The organism is Klebsiella pneumoniae (assembly GCF_000742135.1).
In the GTDB taxonomy this organism is placed as follows: Bacteria; Pseudomonadota; Gammaproteobacteria; order Enterobacterales; family Enterobacteriaceae; genus Klebsiella; species Klebsiella pneumoniae.
On the sequence record NZ_KN046818.1, the window covers coordinates 5,259,704 to 5,284,261 of the forward strand.

Consider the following 24,558-nt stretch of genomic DNA (forward strand, 5'->3'; position numbering starts at 1 on the left):
ATGTTACATATTGCAGACAAAACGTTTGAATCCCATCTTTTCACCGGTACCGGCAAATTCGCCGCCCCGGAGGTGATGGTCGAGGCGATTCGCGCCTCGGGCAGCCAGCTGGTAACCCTGGCGATGAAGCGCGTCGATTTACGCCAGCGCAATGACGCCATCCTCGCCCCGCTGCTGGCGGCGGGAGTCAGCCTGCTGCCGAATACCTCGGGCGCCAAGACGGCGGAAGAGGCGGTGTTTGCCGCCCGTCTGGCGCGGGAAGCCCTGGGTACCCACTGGCTGAAGCTGGAGATCCACCCGGACGCCCGCTGGCTGCTGCCCGACCCGATTGAAACCCTGAAAGCGGCGGAGCTGCTGGTCCGCGAAGGGTTCGTGGTGCTGCCCTACTGCGGCGCCGATCCGGTGCTGTGTAAACGACTGGAAGAGGTGGGCTGCGCGGCGGTGATGCCGCTGGGTGCGCCGATCGGCTCCAATCAGGGGCTGGAAACCAAAGCCATGCTGGAGATTATTATCGAGCAGGCGACGGTCCCGGTGGTGGTCGACGCCGGGATCGGCGTCCCGAGCCATGCGGCGCAGGCGCTGGAGATGGGCGCGGACGCGGTGCTGGTCAATACCGCCATTGCCGTCGCCGACGACCCCGTGGCCATGGCCCGCGCCTTCCGTATGGCGATCGATGCCGGATTACTGGCGCGTCAGGCCGGACCGGGGGCACGCAGTACGCAGGCGCAGGCCACCAGCCCGCTCACCGGATTCCTGGAGGCGCTGGCATGAAAACCTTTAGCGATCGCTGGCGGCAGCTGGAGTGGGACGATATCCGCCTGCGCATCAACAGCAAAACCGCCGCCGACGTCGAACGGGCGCTGGCGGCTAAACAGCTCACCCGCGACGATATGATGGCCCTGCTCTCGCCTGCCGCGGCCAATTACCTTGAACCGCTGGCCCAGCGCGCGCAGCGCCTCACCCGCCAGCGCTTCGGCAATACCGTCAGCTTCTACGTGCCGCTGTATCTCTCCAACCTGTGCGCTAACGACTGCACCTACTGCGGCTTCTCGATGAGCAACCGCATTAAGCGCAAGACGCTGGATGCCGCCGAGATTGCCCGCGAGTGCGCCGCGATCCGCAACCTGGGCTTTGAGCATCTGCTGCTGGTGACCGGCGAACATCAGGGTAAGGTGGGAATGGATTATTTCCGTCAGCACCTACCGGCTATCCGCAGCCAGTTTGCCTCGCTGCATATGGAAGTGCAGCCGCTGGCGACTGAAGAGTATGCCGAGCTGAAAACCCTGGGGCTCGACGGGGTGATGGTCTATCAGGAGACCTATCATGAAAGCATGTACGCCCAACACCATCTGAAAGGAAAAAAGCAGGATTTCTTCTGGCGGCTGGATACGCCGGATCGCTTAGGCGCGGCGGGGATCGATAAGATCGGCCTTGGCGCGCTCATCGGCCTTTCCGACAGCTGGCGAGTGGACTGCTTTATAGTCGCTGAGCACCTGCTGTGGCTGCAGCAGCGCTACTGGCGCAGCCGCTATTCGGTCTCCTTCCCGCGCCTGCGTCCCTGCGCCGGCGGTATTGAACCGGCTTCGCTGATGGATGAGCGCCAGCTGGTGCAAACTATCTGCGCCTTCCGCCTGCTGGCGCCAGAGGTTGAGCTGTCGCTATCCACCCGCGAATCACCCTGGTTCCGCGACCGGGTGATCCCGCTGGCGATCAATAACGTCAGCGCCTTCTCTAAAACCCAGCCCGGCGGCTACGCCGACGATCATCCGGAGCTCGAGCAATTTGCCCCGCACGACGATCGCCGCCCTGAAGAGGTCGCCAGCGCGCTGGCCGCCCGCGGCCTGCAGCCGGTATGGAAAGACTGGGATAGCTGGCTGGGACGCGCTTCGCAAACCTCATGATGTACAGTGTAAACGCCTGATAATTTTGCGCGCCTGCACGAGAGATGAAAAACGGAGGCTGGCCCGCCCGACGCCGTTTTTCTATTCTGCCCGGGTCAGCAGCGGACGCTGACCAGGGCGAACCTTTTCTTCCTCATTTTCGCCCTGCCTCTCCGCGCTGAGCAGAGGCCTGCACATTATCGCCGAATATAAATCACGATACATGAAGGCCTCAGAGTTATAATTGAGCAATAGTGAACTGATTCGATCGGCAGGCGTCCCAGACGCAACCTGCGTTCGGACCCATGGTTTATACATCCGGGACGATTAACGATTCATGGCTCTACACAACAGAAAGCTCTCTTTTACGACGCCGATCGTCGTGGGGTTTGCCGGTATTTTGCTCAGTTTTATGCTGATCGCTATTTTTGTGACTCTGGCGCAACAGAAAGATTTTCTCGAAGATTATCACGATATTAACCGCAATTTTACCCATAACCTGGCGATCAACTATACGGAAACCCTGCTGCGGGAAAATGATTTTATCCTCGGGCGCGCAGCCGCCTTCTTTGCCCGCAATGACGAACTGAATCGCGCAGTCAATGTGGAGCCGGAGAAAGGGTTAACCACGCTGATGCAGTTACAGAACATGATGCCAAGCGTCTCATCCATCTCGCTGGCGGATACCGAGGGCCACTATCTGCGCGCCCCGGAGGTGCTGGAAAACGAAGACAGCCGGGCTTTCGATCCCAAAACGCGGCCCTGGTTTATCAAACAGGCGGAAGCCAGCACCTTCAGCCACTACACCAGTCCGTATATGGATTATTTCACCCACCATCCGACGATTACCATTTTCAAACCCATCATTACCCCGGAAGGGAAACTCAAGGGCAGCCTGGCCTTTCATCTCGATCTCACCTCCATGGGGTTCGCGCTGCGCCAGATGGTGGCGCCCGTACAGGGGGAATTTTTTGTGGTGCAACGGGATGGCAAAGTGGTCCTGCACTCCGACCCGGGCGCGCTGTTTAAACCCTTCGTCAGGGACGAGCTGATGGATAAAATGACCAGCGGAGAGGGGCAGCTTTACGATCCCGGGAGCGACACCTGGTATTACTATTACTCCTTTACCAATCCCGACTGGTTTGTGATTTTCCGTGTCGATAACGCCACCCTGGTCAATCTGACACGTCATGAGACCAATTTAGTGATCGGCGGTTTCACTCTCGCAGCGATCATTATTATCCTGTTCGGTCTTTATCTGCGTCATGCTTCCCGTACCGTGCTGATGAATATCATCAATGCGATTAAAACCGGTGACGTCAAACGCGCCCCGCGCCTTGAGGCGATGCTGAGTAAAGCGATTGAAACCAATAAACAGCGCGAACTGTCCTACGTCCGCCAGGCGACCATCGACGCTCTCACCGGCTGCAAAAACCGCCGCGCCTTCGACAGCGATATTGCCGCCCTGATGAACGATCACCAGCCATTCGCCCTCGCGCTGGTCGATATCGATAACTTTAAATCGATCAACGACACCTGGGGCCATCTCAATGGCGATATCGTCCTGCGTAACGTCGCTCGCGAAGGGCTACAGGTCCTCCAGCCGCTGGAGATATCCCTCTATCGCTACGGCGGCGAAGAGTTCGCGGTGGTCTTTCCTGCCGAACATATCGATAACGCCCGCACGCTGCTGGAAACATGGCGGGTAAACGTCGAACGACGCACCTGGCGCGAAGATGGCCTGACGGTCACCTTCAGCGCCGGCCTCGGGGAATGGAATATGGAGCCACTGGATAAGCTGGTGGTGAGCGTCGATGAAGCGCTGTACAAAGCCAAACAGCAGGGTAAAAACCGTATCCTGCGCGCGTAAGACTTCAGCGCCGCCACCGCCCACTTCGGTGGGCTTTTTTATTTTTTCCGGAAAAATGAAACCGGTTTCAATTATTGTGTGATGCCTTACACACAATCACGGTAAAGCGGTTGTCGCATCGCCAGGGCCGCGATAAAGATAAGATATCACGGAACACAAGGGCCACTGACTATGAAGAATATCGTTTTGTGCTGTGCCGCCGGTATGTCTACCAGCATGCTGGTTCAGCGTATGCAAGATGCCGCGCAGAAGAAGGGTGTTGAGGTCTCTATCAAGGCCGTACCGGTCGCTGAGTTTAAAGATAATCTGGCCGCCGCCGACATTATTTTGCTCGGCCCGCAGGTGAAATATGAGCAGGCGAAGCTGCAGGCGCTGGCCGACCCGTTCGGCAAGAAGGTCGCCGTGATCGATATGATGGACTACGGCATGATGAAAGGTGATGCCGTTCTGGATAAAGCCCTTAAGATGCTGGAGTAATCGATGGAAGATTTAGAAACGATCATCATGGAGCTGCTGGTTAACGCGGGTTCCGCACGTAGCGCGGCGCTGACGGCGCTACAGCTGGCGCGAAAAGGCGATTTTGTCGCCGCGGAGCAGGCCATGGCTGAATCCCATGAGTTCGTCAAACATGCGCATAAAATTCAGACCCAGCTTATCGGCATGGATGAAGGCAGCGGTAAATTGCCGGTCAACCTGATCACCGTGCATTCCCAGGACCATCTGATGAACGCTATGGTCATTCAGGATCTGGCGACCGACATGATTGAACTCTATCGTCGTCTGCCCCTCGCGCAATAATCTCACGGATTTAACGGGCGTCGCTGCCGGCGCCCGTCCTTCTTACAGAAAGCCGTACATCGCCGCGAATACCCAGCCAAACACGCAGGAGACGCCGACGCCGATGAGCCCGGGCAGGATAAAGCTGTGGTTAATCACAAAGCGGCCGATATGGGTGGTCCCTGAGCGATCAAACTGGATCGCCGCCAGATCGCTTGGGTAGGTCGGCAGAATATAGTAGCCATAGCAGGCCGGCGCAGAAGCCACGATATAGGCCGGGTCGACGCCGATGGCCAGGGCTACTGGCACAATCGCCGCCAGCGCTGCCGCCTGGGAGTTCACAAATTTCGAAACCAGTAGCAGCACGATGGCATAAGCCCACGGATACTCTTTTACCATTTCACCAAGCACGCCTTTAATCTCGGTCATGTGCGCGCCAAACATGGTCTCCGCCATCCACGCGATGCCGTACACCGCGACGATAGCGATCATTCCCGAACGAAAGACCTCATTTTTGGAAATCGATGCCGGGTTAGTTTTTGTAATGATGATGATCAGCGCTCCGGAGAGCAGCATAAACATCTGGATAACCAGCACCATCGACAGTGGTTTACCGTCAAAGGCCGGGCGCAGTTCAGAAAAAGCGCCAAGCAGCGCCACCACGGCGATAGAGGCCAGAAAAATCCACATTGCTATCCAGTTGCTGGTCGGCAGCTTTTTGTCCAGCAGGGTCGCCGTATCGCCATAGACGTAATGGCGGTTCTCCGGTAGCGCAATAAACGCCCGGAAGGCTTCGTCCTGATCCAGGTCTTTGCCGCGGAACCAGCTGAAGATACCGATGGCTAAAATACCCAGCAGCGTGGACGGAATGGTTATCGCCAGCAGATCGAGAAACTCCAGGTGTTTCCCGTTAAAGGTAAAATTTCCCAGCATCGCCACCAGCGATACCACCGCCACCGAGACCGGGCTGGCGATGATCCCCATCTGAGCGCCAATGGAGCTGGCGGCCATCGGACGCTCCGGACGAATGTTATTCTTAATCGCCACATCGTAGATAATCGGCAGGATGGTATACACCACGTGGCCGGTACCGCAGAGGATGGTCAGCGTGCAGGTGACGAAAGGCGCCACGATAGAAACATATTTCGGGTTACGCCGCAGCAGCTTCTCGGCAATCTGCAGCATCACGTCTAAACCGCCGGACGCCTGCAGGGTCGCCGAGGCGGCTACCACTGCAATGATCACCAGCATCACATCAACCGGCGGTTTGCCCGGCTGGAGATGAAAAACAAAGACGAGGATCACCAAACCGATGCCGCCCAGCAGCCCCAGCGCAATACCCCCTTTTCGGGCACCATAAAACAGACAAATTAATATAATAATGAGTTGTATCGCGAATTCCATGCAGCCCCCAGAGCCTGTCCACTCAGATCTAAAAATGATCCCTACCTGCCTGTCGGGATTATTTCTGCGCCTGACCGGGAGAAGCATGAGATGCGGCTATCCCTCTCCAGCGCCGTCGCGCCGAAGATACAGCAACAGAAGTAATCCCATGATTCATCAGGTATTTTGAATATATACCCTTTGAATTGATTATTTTTTGATATGAGTAGAAGTTTTACCCATACATAAAGAAAGGTTTTAGAAAAAGGCTTCTAATAGATATTTTGCATGAATTAATTGCTAAGAAAATGAAGATTTAATATGTCGTAAATGTAATTAATGGCCGGGAAAGCGGCGAAAAATAGACAATAAAAAAAGCCGGTCAGGAAACCTGACCGGCTTTTTAGCAGTGCATCAACGATTAATCGTTGTCAGAACCGCCCAGACCTGCGTTCAGCAGCTCTGCCAGGTTGGCAGACGCTTCTTCCACGCTCACCTGCGGTGCCGCCGGCAGCTCGCCAGCAGCGCGACGGCGCATACGATCCTGGTGATACGCATAACCGGTACCGGCCGGGATCAGACGACCCACGATGACGTTCTCTTTCAGACCGCGCAGTTCGTCGCGTTTGCCCGCAACGGCTGCTTCGGTCAGCACGCGAGTGGTCTCCTGGAACGATGCCGCGGAGATGAAGGACTCGGTGGCCAGAGACGCTTTGGTGATACCCAGCAGATCGCGGGAGAACGTTGCGCCCACTTTGCCGTTCGCTTCCAGTTCGCGGTTCGCGATCTTGACGCGGGAGTATTCCACCTGCTCGCCTTCGAGGAAGTCGGAGCTGCCTGCGCTTTCGATGGTGGCTTTACGCAGCATCTGACGAACGATAACTTCGATGTGCTTATCGTTAATCTTAACGCCCTGCAGACGGTATACGTCCTGGACTTCGTTAACAATGTAACGGGTCACAGCATGTACGCCACGCAGACGCAGAATGTCGTGCGGTGCTTCCGGACCGTCGGAAACCACATCACCACGTTCCACACGTTCACCTTCGAACACGTTGAGCTGACGCCATTTCGGGATCATCTCTTCGTACGGCTCGCTACCGTCTACCGGGGTGATAACCAGGCGACGTTTCCCTTTGGTTTCTTTACCGAAGGAAATGATACCGCTGATTTCAGCCAGGATAGCCGGCTCTTTCGGACGACGTGCTTCGAACAGGTCCGCAACGCGCGGCAGACCACCGGTGATATCCTTGGTACCGCCGGATTCCTGCGGAATACGCGCCAGGGTGTCACCCGAGCTGATCTGTACGCCATCTTCCAGCTGAACAATCGCTTTACCCGGCAGGAAGTACTGAGCAGGCATATCAGTGCCTGGGATCAGAACGTCGTTGCCCTGAGCATCAACAATTTTCAGTGCTGGACGCAGATCTTTACCACCTGCGGTACGTTCTGCAGAGTCCAGAACCACCAGCGAAGACAGACCGGTCAGCTCGTCAGTCTGACGAGTAATGGTCTGGCCGTCGATCATGTCAGTGAAACGGATGAAACCGCTAACTTCGGTGATAACAGGCATGGTGTGCGGATCCCAGTTTGCGACGGTTTCACCGCCGGCAACCTGCTCACCGTCGCCTTTCGCCATAACCGCACCGTAAGGTACTTTATAGCTCTCTTTGGTACGACCGAATTCGTCGATCAGCTTCAGCTCGGTATTACGGGAAGTGATAACCAGCTTACCACTGGAGTTCACAACCGACTTCGCGTTGCTGAGCTTGATGCTACCTTTGTTTTTCACCTGGATGCTGGATTCAGCAGCCGCACGAGATGCCGCACCACCGATGTGGAACGTACGCATCGTCAGCTGTGTACCCGGCTCACCGATGGACTGTGCCGCGATAACGCCGATAGCCTCACCTTTGTTGATGAGGTGGCCACGCGCCAGGTCACGACCATAGCAGTGCGCGCAGACGCCAAAGTCGGTGTCACAGGATACAACGGAACGCACTTTGACGGAGTCAACGGAGTTCGCTTCCAGCAGGTCACACCAGTGCTCATGCAGCAGCGTGTTGCGTGGAACCAGAATATCCGCGGTACCCGGCTTCAGAACATCTTCCGCAGTCACACGACCCAGTACGCGATCGCGCAGCGGCTCTTTAACGTCGCCACCTTCGATAACCGGCGTCATGGTGATGCCTTCCAGGGTGCCGCAGTCGTCTTCAGTGACGACCAGGTCCTGCGCAACGTCAACCAGACGACGAGTCAGGTAACCGGAGTTCGCTGTTTTCAGTGCGGTATCCGCCAGACCTTTACGAGCACCGTGGGTGGAGATGAAGTACTGGAGTACGTTCAGACCTTCACGGAAGTTCGCGGTGATCGGCGTTTCGATGATGGAGCCATCCGGCTTCGCCATCAGACCACGCATACCAGCCAGCTGACGAATCTGTGCCGCAGAACCACGCGCACCGGAGTCGGCCATCATGTAGATGCTGTTGAAGGAAACCTGCTGCTCTTCCTGACCGTCACGGTTAATCACGGTTTCGGTTTGCAGGTTATCCATCATCGCTTTGGATACACGATCGTTCGCCGCAGCCCAGATATCGATAACTTTGTTGTAGCGTTCGCCCGCGGTCACCAGACCGGACTGGAACTGTTCCTGAATCTCAGCAACTTCCGCTTCCGCTTCGCTGATGATTTCGTATTTTTTCTCCGGGATGACCATGTCATCGATACCAACGGATGCACCTGAACGCGCTGCGTAAGCAAAGCCGGTGTACATCGTCTGGTCCGCAAAAATAACGGTCGGTTTCAGACCCAGAATACGGTAACAGGTGTTCAGCATCTTGGAGATCGCTTTCTTACCAAGCGCCTGGTTCACGATAGAGAACGGCAGACCTTTCGGTACGATCATCCACAGAATGGCACGGCCAACGGTCGTGTCTTTCAGGCTGGTTTTCGCGACAAACTCACCATTGTCGTCTTTTTCGTATTCAGTGATACGCACTTTAACGCGCGCATGCAGAGAGGCCAGGCCGGCGCGATAAATACGCTCAGCTTCTTTCGGGCCAGTCAGCACCATGCCTTCGCCTTTGGCGTTAACACTGTCACGGGTCATGTAGTACAGACCCAGTACAACGTCCTGAGACGGAACGATGATTGGTTCGCCGTTCGCCGGGGACAGGATGTTGTTGGTAGACATCATCAGCGCACGCGCTTCCAGCTGGGCTTCCAGCGTCAGCGGTACGTGAACAGCCATCTGGTCACCATCGAAGTCGGCGTTGTATGCCGCACAAACCAGCGGGTGGAGCTGGATGGCTTTACCTTCGATCAGAACCGGTTCGAATGCCTGAATACCCAGACGGTGCAGGGTTGGCGCACGGTTCAGCAGGACCGGGTGTTCGCGGATAACTTCGTCCAGGATATCCCAAACGACAGCTTCTTCGCGCTCAACCATCTTCTTAGCGGCTTTGATGGTGGTGGCCAGGCCACGCAGTTCCAGCTTGCCGTAGATGAACGGTTTGAACAGCTCCAGCGCCATTTTCTTCGGCAGACCGCACTGATGCAGACGCAGGTATGGACCTACGGTGATAACAGAACGACCGGAGTAGTCAACGCGTTTACCGAGCAGGTTCTGACGGAAACGACCCTGTTTACCTTTGATCATATCGGCCAAAGATTTCAGAGGACGTTTGTTAGAACCGGTGATCGCACGACCGCGACGACCGTTATCCAGCAGGGCGTCAACCGCTTCCTGCAGCATACGTTTTTCGTTGCGTACGATGATATCCGGCGCAGCCAGATCCAGCAGACGTTTCAGACGGTTGTTACGGTTGATCACGCGACGATACAGATCGTTGAGGTCAGACGTCGCGAAACGACCACCGTCCAGCGGAACCAGCGGACGCAGATCTGGCGGCAGTACCGGCAGAACGGTCAGGATCATCCACTCCGGCTTGTTGCCAGACTGAACGAAAGCTTCCAGCAGCTTAATGCGCTTGGTCAGCTTTTTACGCTTGGTTTCGGAGTTGGTTTCGTTCAGCTCTTCACGCAGCTGCTCGCATTCCTGCTCCAGATCCATATTGCGCAGCAGCGCCTGGATCGCTTCCGCGCCCATTTTCGCGTCGAATTCGTCACCGAACTCTTCCAGCGCGTCCAGGTACTGTTCTTCCGTCAGAATCTGGTTGCGTTCGAGGTTGGTCATGCCACCTTCGATAACCACATAGGATTCAAAGTACAGTACACGTTCGATATCGCGCAGCGGCATATCCAGCAGCAGACCGATACGGGACGGCAGGGATTTCAGGAACCAGATGTGCGCAGTCGGACATGCCAGCTCGATGTGGCCCATGCGCTCACGACGCACTTTAGTCTGGGTCACTTCAACGCCGCACTTCTCACAGATCACACCGCGGTGTTTCAGGCGCTTGTACTTACCGCACAGGCACTCATAATCTTTTACCGGCCCAAAGATACGGGCGCAGAAAAGGCCGTCACGCTCAGGCTTGAACGTACGGTAGTTAATGGTTTCCGGCTTTTTAACTTCACCGAAAGACCATGAACGGATCATGTCTGGCGAAGCCAGAGCAATTTTGATCGCATCAAACTCTTCGGTTTTAGTTTGCGCTTTCAGAAACTTTAATAAGTCTTTCACGGATTTGCTCCCGTCGGAGTTAGCACATTCCGCTGCCGGGCGTTAACCCGGCAGCAGTGACCTGTTTGAGCGAGAATTACTCGTCTTCCAGTTCGATGTTGATGCCCAGCGAGCGAATTTCTTTCAACAGTACGTTGAAGGATTCCGGCATGCCCGGTTCCATCTGGTGATTGCCGTCCACGATGTTTTTATACATCTTGGTACGACCGTTCACGTCATCAGACTTAACGGTGAGCATTTCCTGCAGGGTGTAGGCCGCGCCGTATGCTTCCAGCGCCCACACTTCCATCTCACCGAAGCGCTGACCACCGAACTGTGCCTTACCACCCAGCGGCTGCTGAGTAACCAGGCTGTAAGAACCGGTGGAACGAGCGTGCATTTTGTCGTCGACCAGGTGGTTCAGTTTCAGCATGTACATGTAACCCACGGTTACCGGACGTTCGAACTGTTCACCGGTGCGGCCATCAAACAGGGTGATCTGACCGGAAGTCGGCAGGTCGCCCAGCTGCAGCAGCTCTTTGATTTCAGCTTCTTTCGCACCGTCGAATACCGGCGTTGCGATCGGCATGCCTTTACGCAGGTTTTCAGCCAGACGCAGAACTTCTTCATCGCTGAAGGTATTCAGGTCAACTTTCTGGCGAACGTCAGCGCCCAGATCGTAAGCACGCTGGATGAATTCGCGCAGTTTCGCGACTTCCTGCTGCTGTTTCAGCATGGCGTTGATCTTATCGCCGATGCCTTTTGCAGCCATACCCAGGTGAGTTTCAAGGATCTGACCGATGTTCATACGAGACGGTACGCCCAGCGGGTTCAGTACGATATCTACCGGCGTACCGTTAGCATCGTGCGGCATATCTTCGATCGGGTTGATCTTAGAGATAACACCCTTGTTACCGTGACGACCCGCCATCTTATCACCAGGCTGGATACGGCGTTTAACGGCCAGATATACCTTAACAATCTTCAGCACGCCCGGTGCCAGATCGTCGCCTTGGGTGATTTTACGGCGTTTCGCTTCGAGTTTTTTCTCGAACTCGTGTTTCAGTTCGTCATACTGCTCAGCCAGCTGTTCCAGCTGATTTTGTTTCTCTTCGTCGGTCAGGCCCAGTTCCAGCCAGCGATCGCGAGGCAGCTTGTCGAGCTTCTCAGCTTCAACGCCACCGGAGACCAGCACCGCGTAGATACGACTGAACAGACCGGCTTCGAGGATCTGCAGTTCTTCAGACAGGTCTTTTTTGGCCTGCTTCAGCTGCATCTCTTCGATTTCCAGAGCACGTTTGTCTTTTTCTACGCCGTCACGGGTAAAGACCTGAACGTCGATAACGGTACCAGAGACACCGTTCGGTACGCGCAGAGAAGAGTCTTTAACGTCAGACGCTTTCTCACCGAAGATCGCGCGCAGCAGTTTCTCTTCCGGCGTCAGCTGGGTTTCACCTTTCGGCGTTACCTTACCAACCAGAATGTCGCCGCCGGTCACTTCCGCACCGATATAAACGATACCGGACTCATCCAGTTTGGAGAGCGCAGCTTCACCCACGTTCGGGATGTCAGCGGTGATCTCTTCCGGCCCCAGCTTGGTGTCACGGGACACGCACGCCAGTTCCTGAATGTGGATAGTGGTGAAACGGTCTTCCTGGACAACACGCTCGGAAACGAGGATGGAGTCTTCGAAGTTGTAACCGTTCCACGGCATGAACGCTACACGCATGTTCTGACCCAGCGCCAGCTCACCGAGGTCGGTGGACGGGCCGTCTGCCAGCACGTCGCCGCGCTCAATAGGTTCGCCCAGGGACACGCAAGGCATCTGGTTGATGCAGGTGTTCTGGTTAGAACGGGTGTACTTGGTCAGGTTATAGATGTCGATACCTGCTTCGCCCGGGTACATCTCGTCTTCGTTAACTTTGATAACGATACGGGAAGCATCCACGTACTGAACGGTACCGCCACGTTTAGCCACGGCAGTAACACCGGAGTCAACGGCAACAGCACGTTCCATACCGGTACCAACCAGCGGCTTATCAGCGCGCAGAGTCGGAACCGCCTGACGTTGCATGTTCGCACCCATCAATGCACGGTTGGCGTCATCGTGTTCCAGGAACGGGATCAGGGACGCACCGACGGATACCACCTGCTGGGTGGATACGTCCATGTAGTCAACCTGGTCGCGGCTGAACAAGCTGGATTCGCCTTTGCTACGGCAGGTAACCAGATCTTCTACGAAGTGGCCGTTTTCATCCAGGTTGGAGTTCGCCTGAGCAATAACGTAGTTGCCTTCTTCGATAGCAGACAGGTAGTGAATTTCGTCAGTAACCACACCGTCGGTCACTTTACGATACGGCGTCTCAAGGAAGCCATATTCGTTGGTCTGCGCGTACACGGACAGGGAGTTAATCAGACCGATGTTCGGACCTTCAGGCGTTTCGATCGGACATACGCGACCGTAGTGGGTCGGGTGTACGTCTCGAACTTCGAAGCCTGCGCGCTCACGGGTCAGACCGCCTGGGCCGAGTGCGGAGATACGACGTTTGTGCGTAATCTCAGACAGCGGGTTGTTCTGGTCCATAAACTGAGACAGCTGGCTGGAACCAAAGAACTCTTTCACTGCTGCGGAAATCGGCTTGGCGTTGATCATATCCTGAGGCATCAGGGTATCCAGATCGCCAAGAGACAGACGCTCTTTCACCGCACGCTCTACACGTACCAGGCCAACGCGGAACTGGTTTTCCGCCATTTCGCCAACGGAACGGATACGACGGTTGCCGAGGTGGTCGATATCGTCCACTTCGCCTTTACCGTTACGGATATCGATGAGCTTCTTCATCACTTCGATGATGTCGTCTTTGCTCAGGATACCGGAACCTTCGATTTCGTCGCGCAGCAGAGAACGGTTGAACTTCATACGACCAACCGCGGACAGATCGTAGCGGTCTTCAGAGAAGAACAGGTTCTCAAACAGACTTTCAGCGGCTTCACGAGTCGGCGGCTCGCCAGGGCGCATCATGCGGTAGATTTCTACCAGCGCGCTCAGACGATCGTTAGTCGGGTCGACGCGTACCGTTTCAGAGATGTACGGGCCGTGGTCCAGATCGTTGGTGAACAGCGTTTCGATACGCTTGTGGCCAGACTGGCTCAGCTTAGCCAGCAGATCCAGGCTCAGCTCCATGTTCGCCGGGCAGATCAGTTCGCCAGTCGCTTCATCGATATAGTCTTTAGCCGCCACTTTGCCCGCGATATATTCAACCGGCACTTCGATATGCTTGATATCGTCTTTTTCCAGCTGACGGATATGACGAGCCGTGATGCGACGGCCTTTCTCAACGTACACTTTGCCGTTGGCTTCGATATCGAAGGAGGCAGTTTCACCGCGCAGACGCTCCGGAATCAGCTCCATCTGCAGCTTGTTGTCGCGAATTTCAAAGACCACTTTTTCGAAGAACAGGTCAAGGATCTGCTCAGTGGTGTAATTCAGCGCGCGCAGGATGATGGTAGCCGGCAGCTTACGACGACGGTCGATACGAACGAACAGGTTGTCTTTCGGGTCGAATTCGAAGTCCAGCCAGGAACCGCGGTAAGGGATGATACGTGCGTTATACAGAACCTTACCGGAGGAGTGGGTCTTACCTTTGTCACTGTCAAAGAAGACGCCCGGGCTACGGTGCAGCTGAGAAACGATAACACGCTCGGTACCGTTGATAACAAAGGTACCGTTGTCGGTCATGAGCGGAATTTCGCCCATGTAGACTTCTTGTTCTTTAATGTCTTTGACGGTGCCTTCTGGCGCTTCGCGCTCGTAGATCACCAGACGCAGTTTTACGCGCAGCGGTGCAGAATAAGTCACGCCACGGATCTGACATTCTTTAACGTCAAAAACCGGTTCGCCCAGACGGTAGCTGACGTATTGCAGCTCGGAATTACCGCTGTAGCTCTGAATCGGGAATACGGAACGGAAAGCAGCTTCCAGACCATACTGCCCTTCAGGATCTTGCTCGATAAACTTCTGGAACGAGTCAAGCTGGATAGAAAGGAGATATGGCACATCCAGAACTTGTGGACGTTTACCAAAATCCTTACGAATACGTTTTTTCTCGGTATAGGAGTAAACCATAGGGTTCCTCAGCTCGCTGACAAGTCGACCCATCTGCCCGCAGAGGGCAGTTTTTTATGCAACACTATTTTGTTGACCGGAAAATGGAACACTTTCCGCAATGCCTGTTGCTATCACGCTTAAACCATTTCATTGCGATTTACACAGCCCAGGAACCCTAACCTGTCGCAGTATATTAAGTCGTCGATAGAAACAAGCATTGAGAGGCAAACCAGTAGTCAAACAGCGTGAAACGCTACTGGCGCCTTACAGCGCAAAAAGGCTGGTGACCAAAAAGTCACCAGCCTCAGCCTGATTTCTCAGGCTGCAACCGGAAGGGTTGGCTTATTTAACTTCAACTTCAGCGCCAGCTTCTTCCAGAGATTTTTTCAGAGCTTCAGCGTCGTCTTTGCTGATGCCTTCTTTCAGTGCAGCCGGAGCAGATTCTACCAGGTCTTTAGCTTCTTTCAGACCCAGGCCAGTTGCGCCACGTACTGCTTTGATAACAGCAACTTTGTTAGCGCCAGCAGCTTTCAGAATTACGTCGAATTCAGTTTTTTCTTCAGCAGCTTCAACCGGGCCAGCAGCTACAGCTACAGCAGCAGCAGCGGAAACACCGAATTTTTCTTCCATTGCAGAGATCAGCTCAACAACGTCCATTACGGACATAGCGGATACTGCTTCAATGATTTGATCTTTAGTGATAGACATTTAAATTGTTCCTGAATATCAGAATAAGTTTATACGTAAGCGAATGCTTTACAAAGATAACTGCGATTAAGCAGCTTCTTTCGCATCGCGTACAGCAGCCAGAGTACGAACCAGTTTGCCAGCCGAAGCTTCTTTCATGGTTACCATCAGGCGTGCAATTGCTTCTTCGTAGGTCGGCAGAGTTGCCAGGCGGTCGATCTGCGACGCCGGGATCAGCTCACCTTCAAAGGCAGCGGCTTTGACCTCAAATTTTGCATTCGCTTTCGCGAACTCTTTGAACAGACGAGCAGCAGCGCCCGGGTGTTCCATAGAGTATGCAATCAGGGTCGGACCAACAAACGTGTCTTTCAGGCACTCGAACTGAGTACCTTCAACGACGCGGCGCAGCAGGGTGTTACGAACAACACGCATGTATACGCCAGCTTCACGACCTGCTTTACGCAGTTCAGTCATTTTATCTACAGTTACGCCACGGGAATCCGCAACTACTGCAGACAGCGCGCCTTTGGCTACTTCGCTGACTTCAGCAACAATCGCTTGTTTGTCTTGAAGATTTAAAGCCATTAGCTTTGCTCCTGGATGTTTGCCAGAGCCTATGCTCTGGAACTCACTTCACTCAATTCAACGAAAAGAGCGTCTAAATACGGTGAGCAGAAACAAGCCAGAATATCCAAAAATAATCTTAGCGTTCTGTCACCGTCTACGCAGGGGATTAAGTTTCTTGCGAAACACCTGCGGTCTTCGACGGAGGCCTGGATAGGCCAGGCTCCAACGAACAAATTCTTCCTATGACTTCGTCCTTCGAACCGCAGCGGCGTTAGCTGCTCTCGTTCACACCGGTCATGTAGTTAACTACACTCCCGGTGATTCACTCGATTGCTGCCTTGCTGCAATTCAAATGACTCGCATAGCGTCTGTCTTATTGACAGAATCGTGGGGGTAAGATTGTAGACAAAATCACCGCCCACGTAAAGGCATTAGTTTGCAGAAGCGTTCAGGCCAGCCTGATCTACTGCAACACCTGCACCCATAGTGGTGGAGATGCTAACTTTCTTGATGTACACGCCTTTCGCCTGAGTCGGTTTTGCTTTTTTCAGCGCAACCAGCAGAGCTTCCAGGTTTTCTTTCAGTTTGTCAGCGTCAAAGTCCACTTTACCGATGGTGGTGTGGATGATGCCGTTTTTGTCGTTACGGTAACGAACCTGGCCTGCTTTCGCGTTTTTAACCGCTTCAGCAACGTTCGGAGTTACGGTACCTACTTTCGGGTTCGGCATCAGGCCACGCGGACCCAGAACCTGGCCCAGCTGGCCAACAACGCGCATTGCATCCGGGGAAGCAATAACAACGTCAAAGTTCATTTCGCCTTTTTTGATCTGCTCAGCCAGATCTTCCATACCTACCAGCTCAGCGCCTGCAGCTTTAGCAGCTTCAGCGTTTGCGCCCTGGGTAAATACGGCTACGCGAACGGAACGGCCAGTACCGTGCGGCAGTACAGTTGCGCCACGGACGTTCTGGTCAGATTTACGAGCGTCGATGCCGAGGTTAACGGCAACGTCTACGCTTTCGGTAAATTTAGCGGTGGCCAGCTCTTTCAGCAGAGCAATGGCTTCGTTGATGTCGTACTGTTTAGTTGCATCAACTTTCTCACGGATCACGCGCATGCGCTTGGTCAGTTTAGCCATTTCTTAGTCCTCCACTACCAGGCCCATGGAACGTGCAGTACCTTCGATGGAGCGAGTCATCGCTTCAATGTCGGCACCAGTCATGTCGGCAGCTTTGGTCTGCGCGATTTCCTGCAGCTGAGCGCGGGAGATTTTACCCACTTTATCTTTGTTCGGCTTACCGGAACCAGACTTGATGCCTGCAGCTTTCTTCAGCAGAACAGCAGCCGGCGGAGTCTTGGTAACAAAGGTAAAGGAACGGTCAGCGTAAACGGTGATAACAACCGGGATCGGCAGACCTTTCTCCAGGGAATCAGTTTTGGCGTTGAACGCTTTGCAGAATTCCATGATGTTCACGCCCTGCTGACCCAGTGCTGGGCCGACCGGCGGGCTCGGGTTCGCCATACCAGCTGCAACCTGCAGCTTGACGTAGGCTTGGACTTTCTTAGCCATTCTTAAATCCTCAAAATGGGTATTAACGCTTCAGAGAAGCTCCCCGTGATTAAACATCGTTTTACGGGCCGGGCCCATAAAAACAAAAGGCGCGAAATTGTATGCCAATTTCGCGCCCTATGCAACGATTAAATCGCTGCTTTTTTGATCGCCGGCTTACGCCTTCTCAACCTGGCTGAAGTCCAGTTCTACCGGGGTCGCACGACCGAAGATAGAAACGGAAACTTTCAGGCGGGACTTCTCATAGTCCACTTCTTCCACCACGCCGTTAAAGTCAGCGAACGGACCGTCGTTAACGCGAACCATTTCACCCGGTTCAAACAGCGTTTTCGGACGCGGCTTATCGCCAACCTGCTGCAGACGATTCATGATGGCGTCGACTTCTTTGTCGCTGATCGGCGCCGGACGGTCAGAGGTGCCGCCGATGAAGCCCATCACGCGCGGTACGCTGCGCACCAGGTGCCAGCTTGCGTCGTTCATGACCATCTGAACCAGGACATAGCCCGGGAAGAATTTACGTTCGCTTTTGCGACGCTGGCCGCCACGGATCTCAACCACTTCTTCGGTCGGGACCATGACTTCGCCAAATAACTCTTCCATGTTGTGTAATTTGATATGTTCACGCAGCGACGTGGCTACGCGACCTTCAAAACCGGAAAACGCCTGAACGACGTACCAGCGCTTTTTAGGAGCTTCAGACATCTCAGAACCTCAGGCCAGTGATAAAGGAGACCAGGCGAACCAGAATACCATCCAGTCCCCACAGGATCAGTGACATTACTGCAGTCACGGCAGCAACAATCAGCGTAGTATGCAGCGTTTCCTGGCGAGTCGGCCAAATCACTTTACGAACTTCGGTTCTCGCTTCGCGAGCAAAAGCAACGGTCGCCTTACCTTTCGTCGTCAACAGCGCGACGCCACCGGCAGCAGCAATAAGAATAACCACGGCCAGCGCACGCACCGCCAGCATAATGTCACGATAAAGGAAGTTGCCCACGATCGCCACGATCAGCAGCACGGCAACGATAATCCACTTCATCGCTTCCAGGCCGCGCCCGCTCCCTTGAGCTTCGGTATTCGCACTCATAAACCAACCTGTCAGAAGTATTCTACAAACAATTTCACCCCGCGGGGGCGAGGCGATCCAAACCGAAATTAAGTTTCGGATTATACACTTAACTATTCAAATTGCTTCAATGTTGACGGTGGTGTCACCCCTGCCCTGCTGTTGCAAAGAAGGAGTTGAATAGCCGTCGCCCTGAGGCTCGAATGGTTTGGTGTATAAACGCCCTCTTCAGAGCCTGTCTCAGCAATGATTATGACAAATAAAATCACTGATGAGCCAGGTTCTGGTGTGAAAGCGTGCAAAAAGGGCATCAAATGATGCCCTTTTATTGCGCATTGCGTCAAATGTTATCAGCGATTAGCCGAGAACTTTAGCAACCACGCCCGCGCCAACGGTACGACCGCCTTCACGGATTGCGAAACGCAGACCGTCGTCCATCGCGATCGGGTGGATCAGGGTAACAACCATTTTGATGTTGTCGCCCGGCATTACCATCTCTACGCCTTCCGGCAGTTCGATGGTGCCAGTCACGTCAGTAGTACGGAAGTAGAACTGCGGACGGTAGCCTTTGAAGAACGGAGTATGACGGCCGCCTTCGTCTTTGGACAGGATGTACACTTCAGATTCGAACTTGGTGTGCGGGTTGATGGTGCCCGGCTTAGCCAGTACCTGACCACGTTCGATTTCTTCACGTTTGATACCACGCAGCAGAACACCTACGTTCTCACCAGCACGGCCTTCGTCCAGCAGTTTGCGGAACATTTCAACGCCAGTACAGGTGGTTTTCGCGGTTTCTTTGATACCAACGATTTCAACTTCTTCACCTACTTTGATGATACCGCGCTCTACACGACCGGTAACAACGGTACCACGACCGGAGATGGAGAATACGTCTTCGATCGGCAGCAGGAACGGCTTGTCAATCGCACGCTCTGGTTCCGGGATATAGGTATCCAGGTGGCCAGCCAGTTCGATGATTTTCGCTTCCCACTCTGCGTCGCCTTCCAGCGCTTTCAGAGCAGAACCACGAACGATCGGGGTGTCGTCGCCCGGGAAATCGTACTGAGACAGCAGTTCACGAACTTCCATCTCAACCAGTTCCAGCAGCTCTTCGTCATCAACCATGTCGCATTTGTTCAGGAACACGATGATGTACGGAACGCCTACCTGACGACCCAGCAGGATGTGCTCACGAGTCTGCGGCATCGGGCCGTCAGTCGCAGCAACAACCAGGATCGCGCCGTCCATCTGCGCAGCACCGGTGATCATGTTTTTAACATAGTCGGCGTGGCCCGGGCAGTCTACGTGCGCGTAGTGGCGAGTCGGGGTGTCATATTCAACGTGAGAGGTGTTGATGGTGATACCACGAGCTTTTTCTTCCGGCGCGTTATCGATCTGGTCGAATGCGCGAGCGGAACCACCGTAGGTTTTAGCCAGTACGGTAGTGATGGCAGCGGTCAGCGTTGTTTTACCATGGTCAACGTGGCCGATAGTACCGACGTTAACGTGCGGTTTTGTACGTTCAAACTTTTCTTTAGACATCGATTGTCCCTCTAAGACACGGATAAATCGGTGATATCACCACATCAACCAGGCAACATGCCCGACTTGTTGAATGAACATAACAGAAGAGAAACAGGGAAGGAGAGAAAAGAAGTGGTGCTGATACCCAGAGTCGAACTGGGGACCTCACCCTTACCAAGGGTGCGCTCTACCAACTGAGCCATATCAGCACGTCTGGAGCGGGCAGCGGGAATCGAACCCGCATCATCAGCTTGGAAGGCTGAGGTAATAGCCATTATACGATGCCCGCATCCTGAAACTCGGCTACCCAGTTCTTTCTGTAATACTAAAGAGACTGCTCTCTTTAGTATTGAGCTGATTAGTTTACCCAACCAACTCCGGCTCCGCAAAGCGTCGCCAGAAAGTGGTGGTGGGGGAAGGATTCGAACCTTCGAAGTCGATGACGGCAGATTTACAGTCTGCTCCCTTTGGCCGCTCGGGAACCCCACCCAAATTGTTATGGTGCCGACTACCGGAATCGAACTGGTGACCTACTGATTACAAGTCAGTTGCTCTACCTACTGAGCTAAGTCGGCATCAAGTAGCGCGCATTCTAGGGAGAGGAGCGAGTTCATGCAACTAAAAATTTGCATAAAACGTTCTCTTGCTCACATTTTGTGCTCTCACGCGAAAAAACGGTGTAATTTCAAGCAGCGAAGTGCAAATATTCGCCAACAATTCGGCGCTTCAGGCGCTGTCCGATCATCTCCGGTTACCTCTATCGCATGCTGACCGCTGACGGAAAGGATTCAGGCCGCTAGCCTAGCCTGTTAGCAAAGGCCATGCTTTGCAAAGAATAAGAAACTTATTCTTCTCTTGTGATGCTGGCGCGAGAAAGCAGCATTCAATGAGTTTTTTTCTTATTATTCCCGGCAATCTGGTGTTACCCTCCTGCCCATTGTCCTGATTAACTCGTGTGAAGCATCACCGTTTCAAGGTATTCGGTGATAGTAAGAACATGCTTATGAGCCAAAAAGAGCAGACGTTAATGACACCGTACCTACAATTTAACCGCCACCAATGGGCTGCACTTCGTGATTCTGTCCCGATGACGTTAACCGAGGAAGAAATCACGCGGTTAAAAGGCATCAACGAAGATCTCTCTCTGGAAGAGGTTGCCGAGATCTATTTGCCGCTGTCGCGTTTGCTCAACTTCTATATCAGTTCTAACCTGCGTCGCCAGGCTGTTCTCGAACAATTTCTTGGCACCAATGGTCAGCGAATTCCCTATATTATCAGTATCGCTGGCAGCGTTGCGGTAGGAAAAAGCACCACCGCCCGCGTTCTGCAAGCTTTGCTTAGTCGTTGGCCGGAGCATCGCCATGTCGAACTCATTACCACCGACGGTTTTTTGCACCCTAACTCGGTTTTAAAAGAACGTGGGTTAATGAAGAAAAAAGGCTTTCCGCAGTCCTATGATATGCATCGCCTGGTGAAGTTTGTCTCCGATCTCAAATCAGGGGTACCGCAGGCAACCGCGCCGGTTTATTCCCATCTGATTTATGATGTTATTCCCAACGGTGACAAAACCGTCGCGCAACCGGATATTTTAATTCTTGAAGGGCTGAATGTTCTGCAAAGTGGAATGGATTATCCGCACGATCCCCATCATGTATTCGTTTCCGATTTTGTCGACTTTTCTATTTATGTCGATGCCCCGGAAGAATTATTGAAAAGCTGGTATATCAACCGCTTTCTTAAATTCCGGGAAGGGGCGTTTACCGATCCGGATTCCTATTTCCATAATTACGCTAAGCTCTCGAAGGAAGAAGCGGTAGATATTGCCACTTCGCTATGGAATGAAATCAACCTAATGAATCTTAAAGAAAATATTCTTCCAACTCGCGAGCGCGCCAGCCTGATCATGACTAAGAGCGCCAATCACTCAGTGAATCAGGTACGCTTACGTAAATAAAAAAAGGGAGCCGAAGCTCCCTTTTTTATTCTGCACTGCGCAATGATATTTCACCACCCACCCAGGCTTTTATTACACCATCCTGCTCCAGCAATAGTGCGCCCTGGGCGTCAATGCCACGCGAAATGCCGTAAATTTCTTTATCACCGATAATCAGTTTCACCGGGCGATGAATAAAGTTATCCAGTTTTTCCCAGCGCGGTAGATAGGGAGCCAATCCTTCCTGCTCGAACAGCTCCAGTCCCAGGCGCAGCTCTTTAATCAGGCGCGCGGCGAGGAGGTTACGGTCGATGACCACCCCCGCTTCCTGAAGGCTGATCCACCCCTGATTGACGACATCAGACTCCACGCGACGCATCACAAGGTTGATACCCGCGCCGCTGACGATTTGTGCGGCATCGCCCGTTTTCCCCGTCAGTTCCACGAGGATCCCTGACAGCTTACGATCCTGCAGGTAAATATCGTTTGGCCATTTCACGCGAACCTGTTCGGCCCCGAGCTGCTGCAGAACTTCAGCGATCACAATACCGATCACCAGGCTTAGGCCAATAGCCGCTGCCGGGCCCTGCTCCAGACGCCAGTACATCGAGAGATAGAGATTCGCGCCAAAGGGCGAAAACCATTTTCTGCCTCGCCGGCCTCGCCCTGCTTGCTGATATTCAGCCACACAGGCATCTCCGGACGTCAGCTCATCAAGCCTGTCCAGCAAATACTGGTTAGTAGAGTCGATGACGGGAAGGACCGTCACTCGACCATGGTCTATCTCTTGAGAAATCTTTTTCTCATCTAATAGATGAATAGGCTCCGGCAGGCTGTAACCCTTGCCCGGCACAGTAAACACATCGACGCCCCAGTCACGTAAGGTCTGGATGTGCTTATTAATCGCCGCCCGGCTCATGCCTAACTGCTCACCAAGCTGTTCGCCAGAGTGAAACTCGCCATCAGCAAGGATAGAAATTAGCGTTAAAGGGATAGTATGGTCTTTCACGCAATGCTCTCCTCTGCGTTGACTTCACCATGCGTGCCAATGAAGCGCACCTCGGGCTGAAGCCATACATCGAATTTCGCACCCACCCGCTGGCGAACATAATGAGCAAGTTTTACCACATCCTCGCTGGTCGCTCGATCTTCATTAATCAGTACCAGCGCCTGCTGTCGATGAACGGCCGCGCCGCCGATGCGTTGTCCTTTGAGCTCACATTGATCGATTAGCCAGCCAGCGGCCAGCTTGACGCTGCCATTTGCCTGCGGATAGTGCGGTGCATGAGGGAACTGCGCCAGCAGCGCTTTCGCAACCTGAGCGCTGACGATCGGGTTCTTAAAAAAGCTGCCGGCATTACCGTTAATCTTTGGATCCGGCAATTTAGTCATTCGCATATGACAGACCGCATCAAATACCTGCTGCGGCGTGACGGTCTGCGGATCGAGACGCGTTAAATCACCGTAACTCAGTACAGGCTGCCATGTTTTCGCTAACGATAAGCCAATCGCGACGATGGCATAGCGGTCCTGATATTCATGTTTGAAGATACTGTCGCGATAGCCAAAACGGCATTCCGCGGCTGAAAGACGTTGCTTACGCCCGGTTTCCAGCTCAATGCAGTCAACATATTCGCAAACCCGCTGTAGCTCAACGCCGTAGGCGCCAATATTCTGGATCGGCGAAGATCCTGCGCAGCCAGGGATTAACGCCAGATTTTCCAGACCTGGCATCGCATGCTGTAGCGTGAACTGCACCAACTGATGCCAGTTTTCGCCGGCGCCGACGTGCAAGCGCCAGGCTTCCGGCGTTTCGCTCACCTCGATCCCCATAATCCGGTTGAGGATCACCGTACCGGCATAGTCGTTCAGAAGCAGGACATTACTGCCTTCCCCAAGGATCAGCGTGGGTTCGCCTGCCGCGGCAGCGGTTTGCCAGGCGCTTAGCAACTGTTGCTCAGTTTCGGCGCGTACTATCGTCTTGGCGAAGCGTTCAATGCCAAAGGTATTCCAGGGTTTGAGGGAGTGGTTCATAGTGGCTTCCTGATGCAAAATCGGCGTTAGTTTATCGTATCTGGCGGGGGAAGGCTTGTCTGATTACAGGGGCAATGATATTGCGGGGCGTTACCGGTGGTGATGTGGTGTACCGGTGCGGGCTACAGAACGCGACAGGCCCGTAGCCCCGGTAAGCGCAGCGCCACCGGGGAGACATGCCGGCACGCTGGCCGGACGACAGAAACGCAAAAAGCCCATCCGGCAGGATGGGCTCTTCACTTGTTTGATGCCTGGCAGTTCCCTACTCTCACATGGGGAGACCCCACACTACCATCGGCGCTACGGCGTTTCACTTCTGAGTTCGGCATGGGGTCAGGTGGGACCACCGCGCTAGTGCCGCCAGGCAAATTCTGTTTTATCAATACATCTCACCGGCGTATCGATTAATCTGTATCAGAGCTGAAAATTCTCTCAAATCCGCCAAAACATCTTCGGCGTTGTAAGGTTAAGCCTCACGGTTCATTAGTACCGGTTAGCTCAACGCATCGCTGCGCTTACACACCCGGCCTATCAACG

18 protein-coding genes, 4 tRNA genes and 2 rRNA genes are annotated in these 24,558 nt (G+C 53.9%); 6 read left to right on the top strand and 18 right to left on the bottom strand.

Annotated elements, in window-relative coordinates:
• The 5 genes from thiG (at nucleotide 1) to DR88_RS01150 (ending at nucleotide 4,548) form a co-directional block, all read left to right on the top strand.
• Nucleotides 1-771: a thiazole synthase gene (gene thiG, locus DR88_RS01170; RefSeq protein WP_025862010.1), complete on the top strand. Its 771-nt coding sequence runs from the start codon at nucleotides 1-3 to the stop codon at nucleotides 769-771.
• Nucleotides 768-1,901 carry a 2-iminoacetate synthase ThiH gene (thiH, locus tag DR88_RS01165; protein WP_004177872.1) on the top strand — a complete coding sequence of 378 codons (1,134 nt, stop codon included), beginning with the start codon at nucleotides 768-770 and terminating at the stop codon, nucleotides 1,899-1,901. The genes thiG and thiH overlap by 4 nt, the downstream gene beginning before the upstream one ends.
• 316 nt (nucleotides 1,902-2,217) lie before the next feature.
• Nucleotides 2,218-3,750 (top strand): sensor domain-containing diguanylate cyclase, encoded by a 1,533-nt coding sequence (locus DR88_RS01160; RefSeq protein ID WP_004171439.1) that lies wholly within the window; start codon nucleotides 2,218-2,220, stop codon nucleotides 3,748-3,750.
• A 171-nt stretch (nucleotides 3,751-3,921) separates the two neighbouring features.
• Nucleotides 3,922-4,227: a PTS sugar transporter subunit IIB gene (locus tag DR88_RS01155; protein WP_002884150.1), complete on the top strand. Its 306-nt coding sequence runs from the start codon at nucleotides 3,922-3,924 to the stop codon at nucleotides 4,225-4,227.
• 3 nt (nucleotides 4,228-4,230) lie between these two features.
• A complete protein-coding gene (locus tag DR88_RS01150; RefSeq protein ID WP_002884149.1) occupies nucleotides 4,231-4,548 on the top strand; it encodes a PTS lactose/cellobiose transporter subunit IIA in 318 nt (105 codons plus the stop codon).
• Nucleotides 4,549-4,590: 42 nt separating this feature from the next.
• Here the strand turns inward: DR88_RS01150 and DR88_RS01145 are convergent, their stop codons facing one another.
• From DR88_RS01145 to DR88_RS01100, 14 genes are all read right to left on the bottom strand, one after another.
• A complete protein-coding gene (locus DR88_RS01145; RefSeq protein ID WP_025862009.1) occupies nucleotides 4,591-5,931 on the bottom strand; it encodes an anaerobic C4-dicarboxylate transporter in 1,341 nt (446 codons plus the stop codon).
• Nucleotides 5,932-6,331: 400 nt separating this feature from the next.
• Complete coding sequence (rpoC, locus tag DR88_RS01140) at nucleotides 6,332-10,555, bottom strand: DNA-directed RNA polymerase subunit beta' (RefSeq protein ID WP_002884146.1); 4,224 nt, start codon at nucleotides 10,553-10,555, stop codon at nucleotides 6,332-6,334.
• Nucleotides 10,556-10,631: 76 nt separating this feature from the next.
• Entirely contained in the window at nucleotides 10,632-14,660 is a 4,029-nt protein-coding gene (gene rpoB / locus DR88_RS0126860; RefSeq protein ID WP_004901914.1) for a DNA-directed RNA polymerase subunit beta, read from the bottom strand.
• A gap of 324 nt (nucleotides 14,661-14,984) precedes the next feature.
• The gene (gene rplL, locus DR88_RS01135; RefSeq protein WP_002884142.1) at nucleotides 14,985-15,350 is read right to left on the bottom strand and encodes a 50S ribosomal protein L7/L12; all 366 of its coding nucleotides are present in this window, start codon (nucleotides 15,348-15,350) and stop codon (nucleotides 14,985-14,987) included.
• A gap of 66 nt (nucleotides 15,351-15,416) precedes the next feature.
• On the bottom strand, nucleotides 15,417-15,914 hold the full coding sequence (rplJ, locus tag DR88_RS0126865; RefSeq protein ID WP_025862008.1) for a 50S ribosomal protein L10: 498 nt from the start codon (nucleotides 15,912-15,914) through the stop codon (nucleotides 15,417-15,419).
• A 413-nt stretch (nucleotides 15,915-16,327) separates the two neighbouring features.
• Entirely contained in the window at nucleotides 16,328-17,032 is a 705-nt protein-coding gene (gene rplA / locus DR88_RS0126870; RefSeq protein WP_002884036.1) for a 50S ribosomal protein L1, read from the bottom strand.
• A gap of 3 nt (nucleotides 17,033-17,035) precedes the next feature.
• Entirely contained in the window at nucleotides 17,036-17,464 is a 429-nt protein-coding gene (rplK, locus tag DR88_RS0126875; protein ID WP_002884034.1) for a 50S ribosomal protein L11, read from the bottom strand.
• 156 nt (nucleotides 17,465-17,620) lie between these two features.
• Nucleotides 17,621-18,166, bottom strand: a complete 546-nt coding sequence (nusG, locus tag DR88_RS01130) for a transcription termination/antitermination protein NusG (protein WP_001287521.1) — start codon at nucleotides 18,164-18,166, stop codon at nucleotides 17,621-17,623.
• A gap of 1 nt (nucleotide 18,167) precedes the next feature.
• Nucleotides 18,168-18,551 (bottom strand): preprotein translocase subunit SecE, encoded by a 384-nt coding sequence (gene secE / locus DR88_RS01125; protein WP_002883772.1) that lies wholly within the window; start codon nucleotides 18,549-18,551, stop codon nucleotides 18,168-18,170.
• 336 nt (nucleotides 18,552-18,887) lie between these two features.
• Nucleotides 18,888-20,072 (bottom strand): elongation factor Tu, encoded by a 1,185-nt coding sequence (gene tuf, locus DR88_RS01120; RefSeq protein ID WP_004174069.1) that lies wholly within the window; start codon nucleotides 20,070-20,072, stop codon nucleotides 18,888-18,890.
• Between the two features lie 115 nt (nucleotides 20,073-20,187).
• Nucleotides 20,188-20,263, bottom strand: a tRNA-Thr gene (locus DR88_RS01115).
• Nucleotides 20,264-20,268: 5 nt separating this feature from the next.
• A tRNA-Gly gene (locus DR88_RS01110) sits at nucleotides 20,269-20,343 on the bottom strand.
• 115 nt (nucleotides 20,344-20,458) lie between these two features.
• Nucleotides 20,459-20,543 (bottom strand) — tRNA-Tyr (locus DR88_RS01105).
• 10 nt (nucleotides 20,544-20,553) lie between these two features.
• Nucleotides 20,554-20,629: transfer RNA gene (locus tag DR88_RS01100), tRNA-Thr, on the bottom strand.
• 428 nt (nucleotides 20,630-21,057) lie between these two features.
• Here DR88_RS01100 and coaA point away from each other — a divergent pair.
• A complete protein-coding gene (coaA, locus tag DR88_RS01095) occupies nucleotides 21,058-22,008 on the top strand; it encodes a type I pantothenate kinase (protein WP_002883524.1) in 951 nt (316 codons plus the stop codon).
• Nucleotides 22,009-22,033: 25 nt separating this feature from the next.
• On the opposite strand, the gene birA is transcribed toward coaA, so the two are convergent.
• The 4 genes from birA to DR88_RS0126880 form a co-directional block, all read right to left on the bottom strand.
• The gene (gene birA / locus DR88_RS01090; RefSeq protein WP_002883521.1) at nucleotides 22,034-22,996 is read right to left on the bottom strand and encodes a bifunctional biotin--[acetyl-CoA-carboxylase] ligase/biotin operon repressor BirA; all 963 of its coding nucleotides are present in this window, start codon (nucleotides 22,994-22,996) and stop codon (nucleotides 22,034-22,036) included.
• On the bottom strand, nucleotides 22,993-24,021 hold the full coding sequence (murB, locus tag DR88_RS01085) for a UDP-N-acetylmuramate dehydrogenase (protein WP_004873277.1): 1,029 nt from the start codon (nucleotides 24,019-24,021) through the stop codon (nucleotides 22,993-22,995). The genes birA and murB overlap by 4 nt, the downstream gene beginning before the upstream one ends.
• A gap of 249 nt (nucleotides 24,022-24,270) precedes the next feature.
• A 5S ribosomal RNA gene (gene rrf, locus DR88_RS01080) occupies nucleotides 24,271-24,386 on the bottom strand.
• 97 nt (nucleotides 24,387-24,483) lie between these two features.
• A 23S ribosomal RNA gene (locus DR88_RS0126880) occupies nucleotides 24,484-24,558 on the bottom strand; the annotation flags it as partial.

What these genes read in the sequence shown, in the direction of transcription:
- thiG (WP_025862010.1), top strand. Translation starts at nt 1, where the DNA reads ATGTTACATATTGCAGACAAAACGTTTGAATCCCATCTTTTCACCGGT.
- thiH (WP_004177872.1), top strand. Translation starts at nt 768, where the DNA reads ATGAAAACCTTTAGCGATCGCTGGCGGCAGCTGGAGTGGGACGATATC.
- DR88_RS01160 (WP_004171439.1), top strand. Translation starts at nt 2,218, where the DNA reads ATGGCTCTACACAACAGAAAGCTCTCTTTTACGACGCCGATCGTCGTG.
- DR88_RS01155 (WP_002884150.1), top strand. Translation starts at nt 3,922, where the DNA reads ATGAAGAATATCGTTTTGTGCTGTGCCGCCGGTATGTCTACCAGCATG.
- DR88_RS01150 (WP_002884149.1), top strand. Translation starts at nt 4,231, where the DNA reads ATGGAAGATTTAGAAACGATCATCATGGAGCTGCTGGTTAACGCGGGT.
- DR88_RS01145 (WP_025862009.1), bottom strand. Translation starts at nt 5,931, where the DNA reads ATGGAATTCGCGATACAACTCATTATTATATTAATTTGTCTGTTTTAT.
- rpoB (WP_004901914.1), bottom strand. Translation starts at nt 14,660, where the DNA reads ATGGTTTACTCCTATACCGAGAAAAAACGTATTCGTAAGGATTTTGGT.
- rplL (WP_002884142.1), bottom strand. Translation starts at nt 15,350, where the DNA reads ATGTCTATCACTAAAGATCAAATCATTGAAGCAGTATCCGCTATGTCC.
- rplJ (WP_025862008.1), bottom strand. Translation starts at nt 15,914, where the DNA reads ATGGCTTTAAATCTTCAAGACAAACAAGCGATTGTTGCTGAAGTCAGC.
- rplA (WP_002884036.1), bottom strand. Translation starts at nt 17,032, where the DNA reads ATGGCTAAACTGACCAAGCGCATGCGCGTGATCCGTGAGAAAGTTGAT.
- rplK (WP_002884034.1), bottom strand. Translation starts at nt 17,464, where the DNA reads ATGGCTAAGAAAGTCCAAGCCTACGTCAAGCTGCAGGTTGCAGCTGGT.
- nusG (WP_001287521.1), bottom strand. Translation starts at nt 18,166, where the DNA reads ATGTCTGAAGCTCCTAAAAAGCGCTGGTACGTCGTTCAGGCGTTTTCC.
- secE (WP_002883772.1), bottom strand. Translation starts at nt 18,551, where the DNA reads ATGAGTGCGAATACCGAAGCTCAAGGGAGCGGGCGCGGCCTGGAAGCG.
- tuf (WP_004174069.1), bottom strand. Translation starts at nt 20,072, where the DNA reads ATGTCTAAAGAAAAGTTTGAACGTACAAAACCGCACGTTAACGTCGGT.
- coaA (WP_002883524.1), top strand. Translation starts at nt 21,058, where the DNA reads ATGAGCCAAAAAGAGCAGACGTTAATGACACCGTACCTACAATTTAAC.
- murB (WP_004873277.1), bottom strand. Translation starts at nt 24,021, where the DNA reads ATGAACCACTCCCTCAAACCCTGGAATACCTTTGGCATTGAACGCTTC.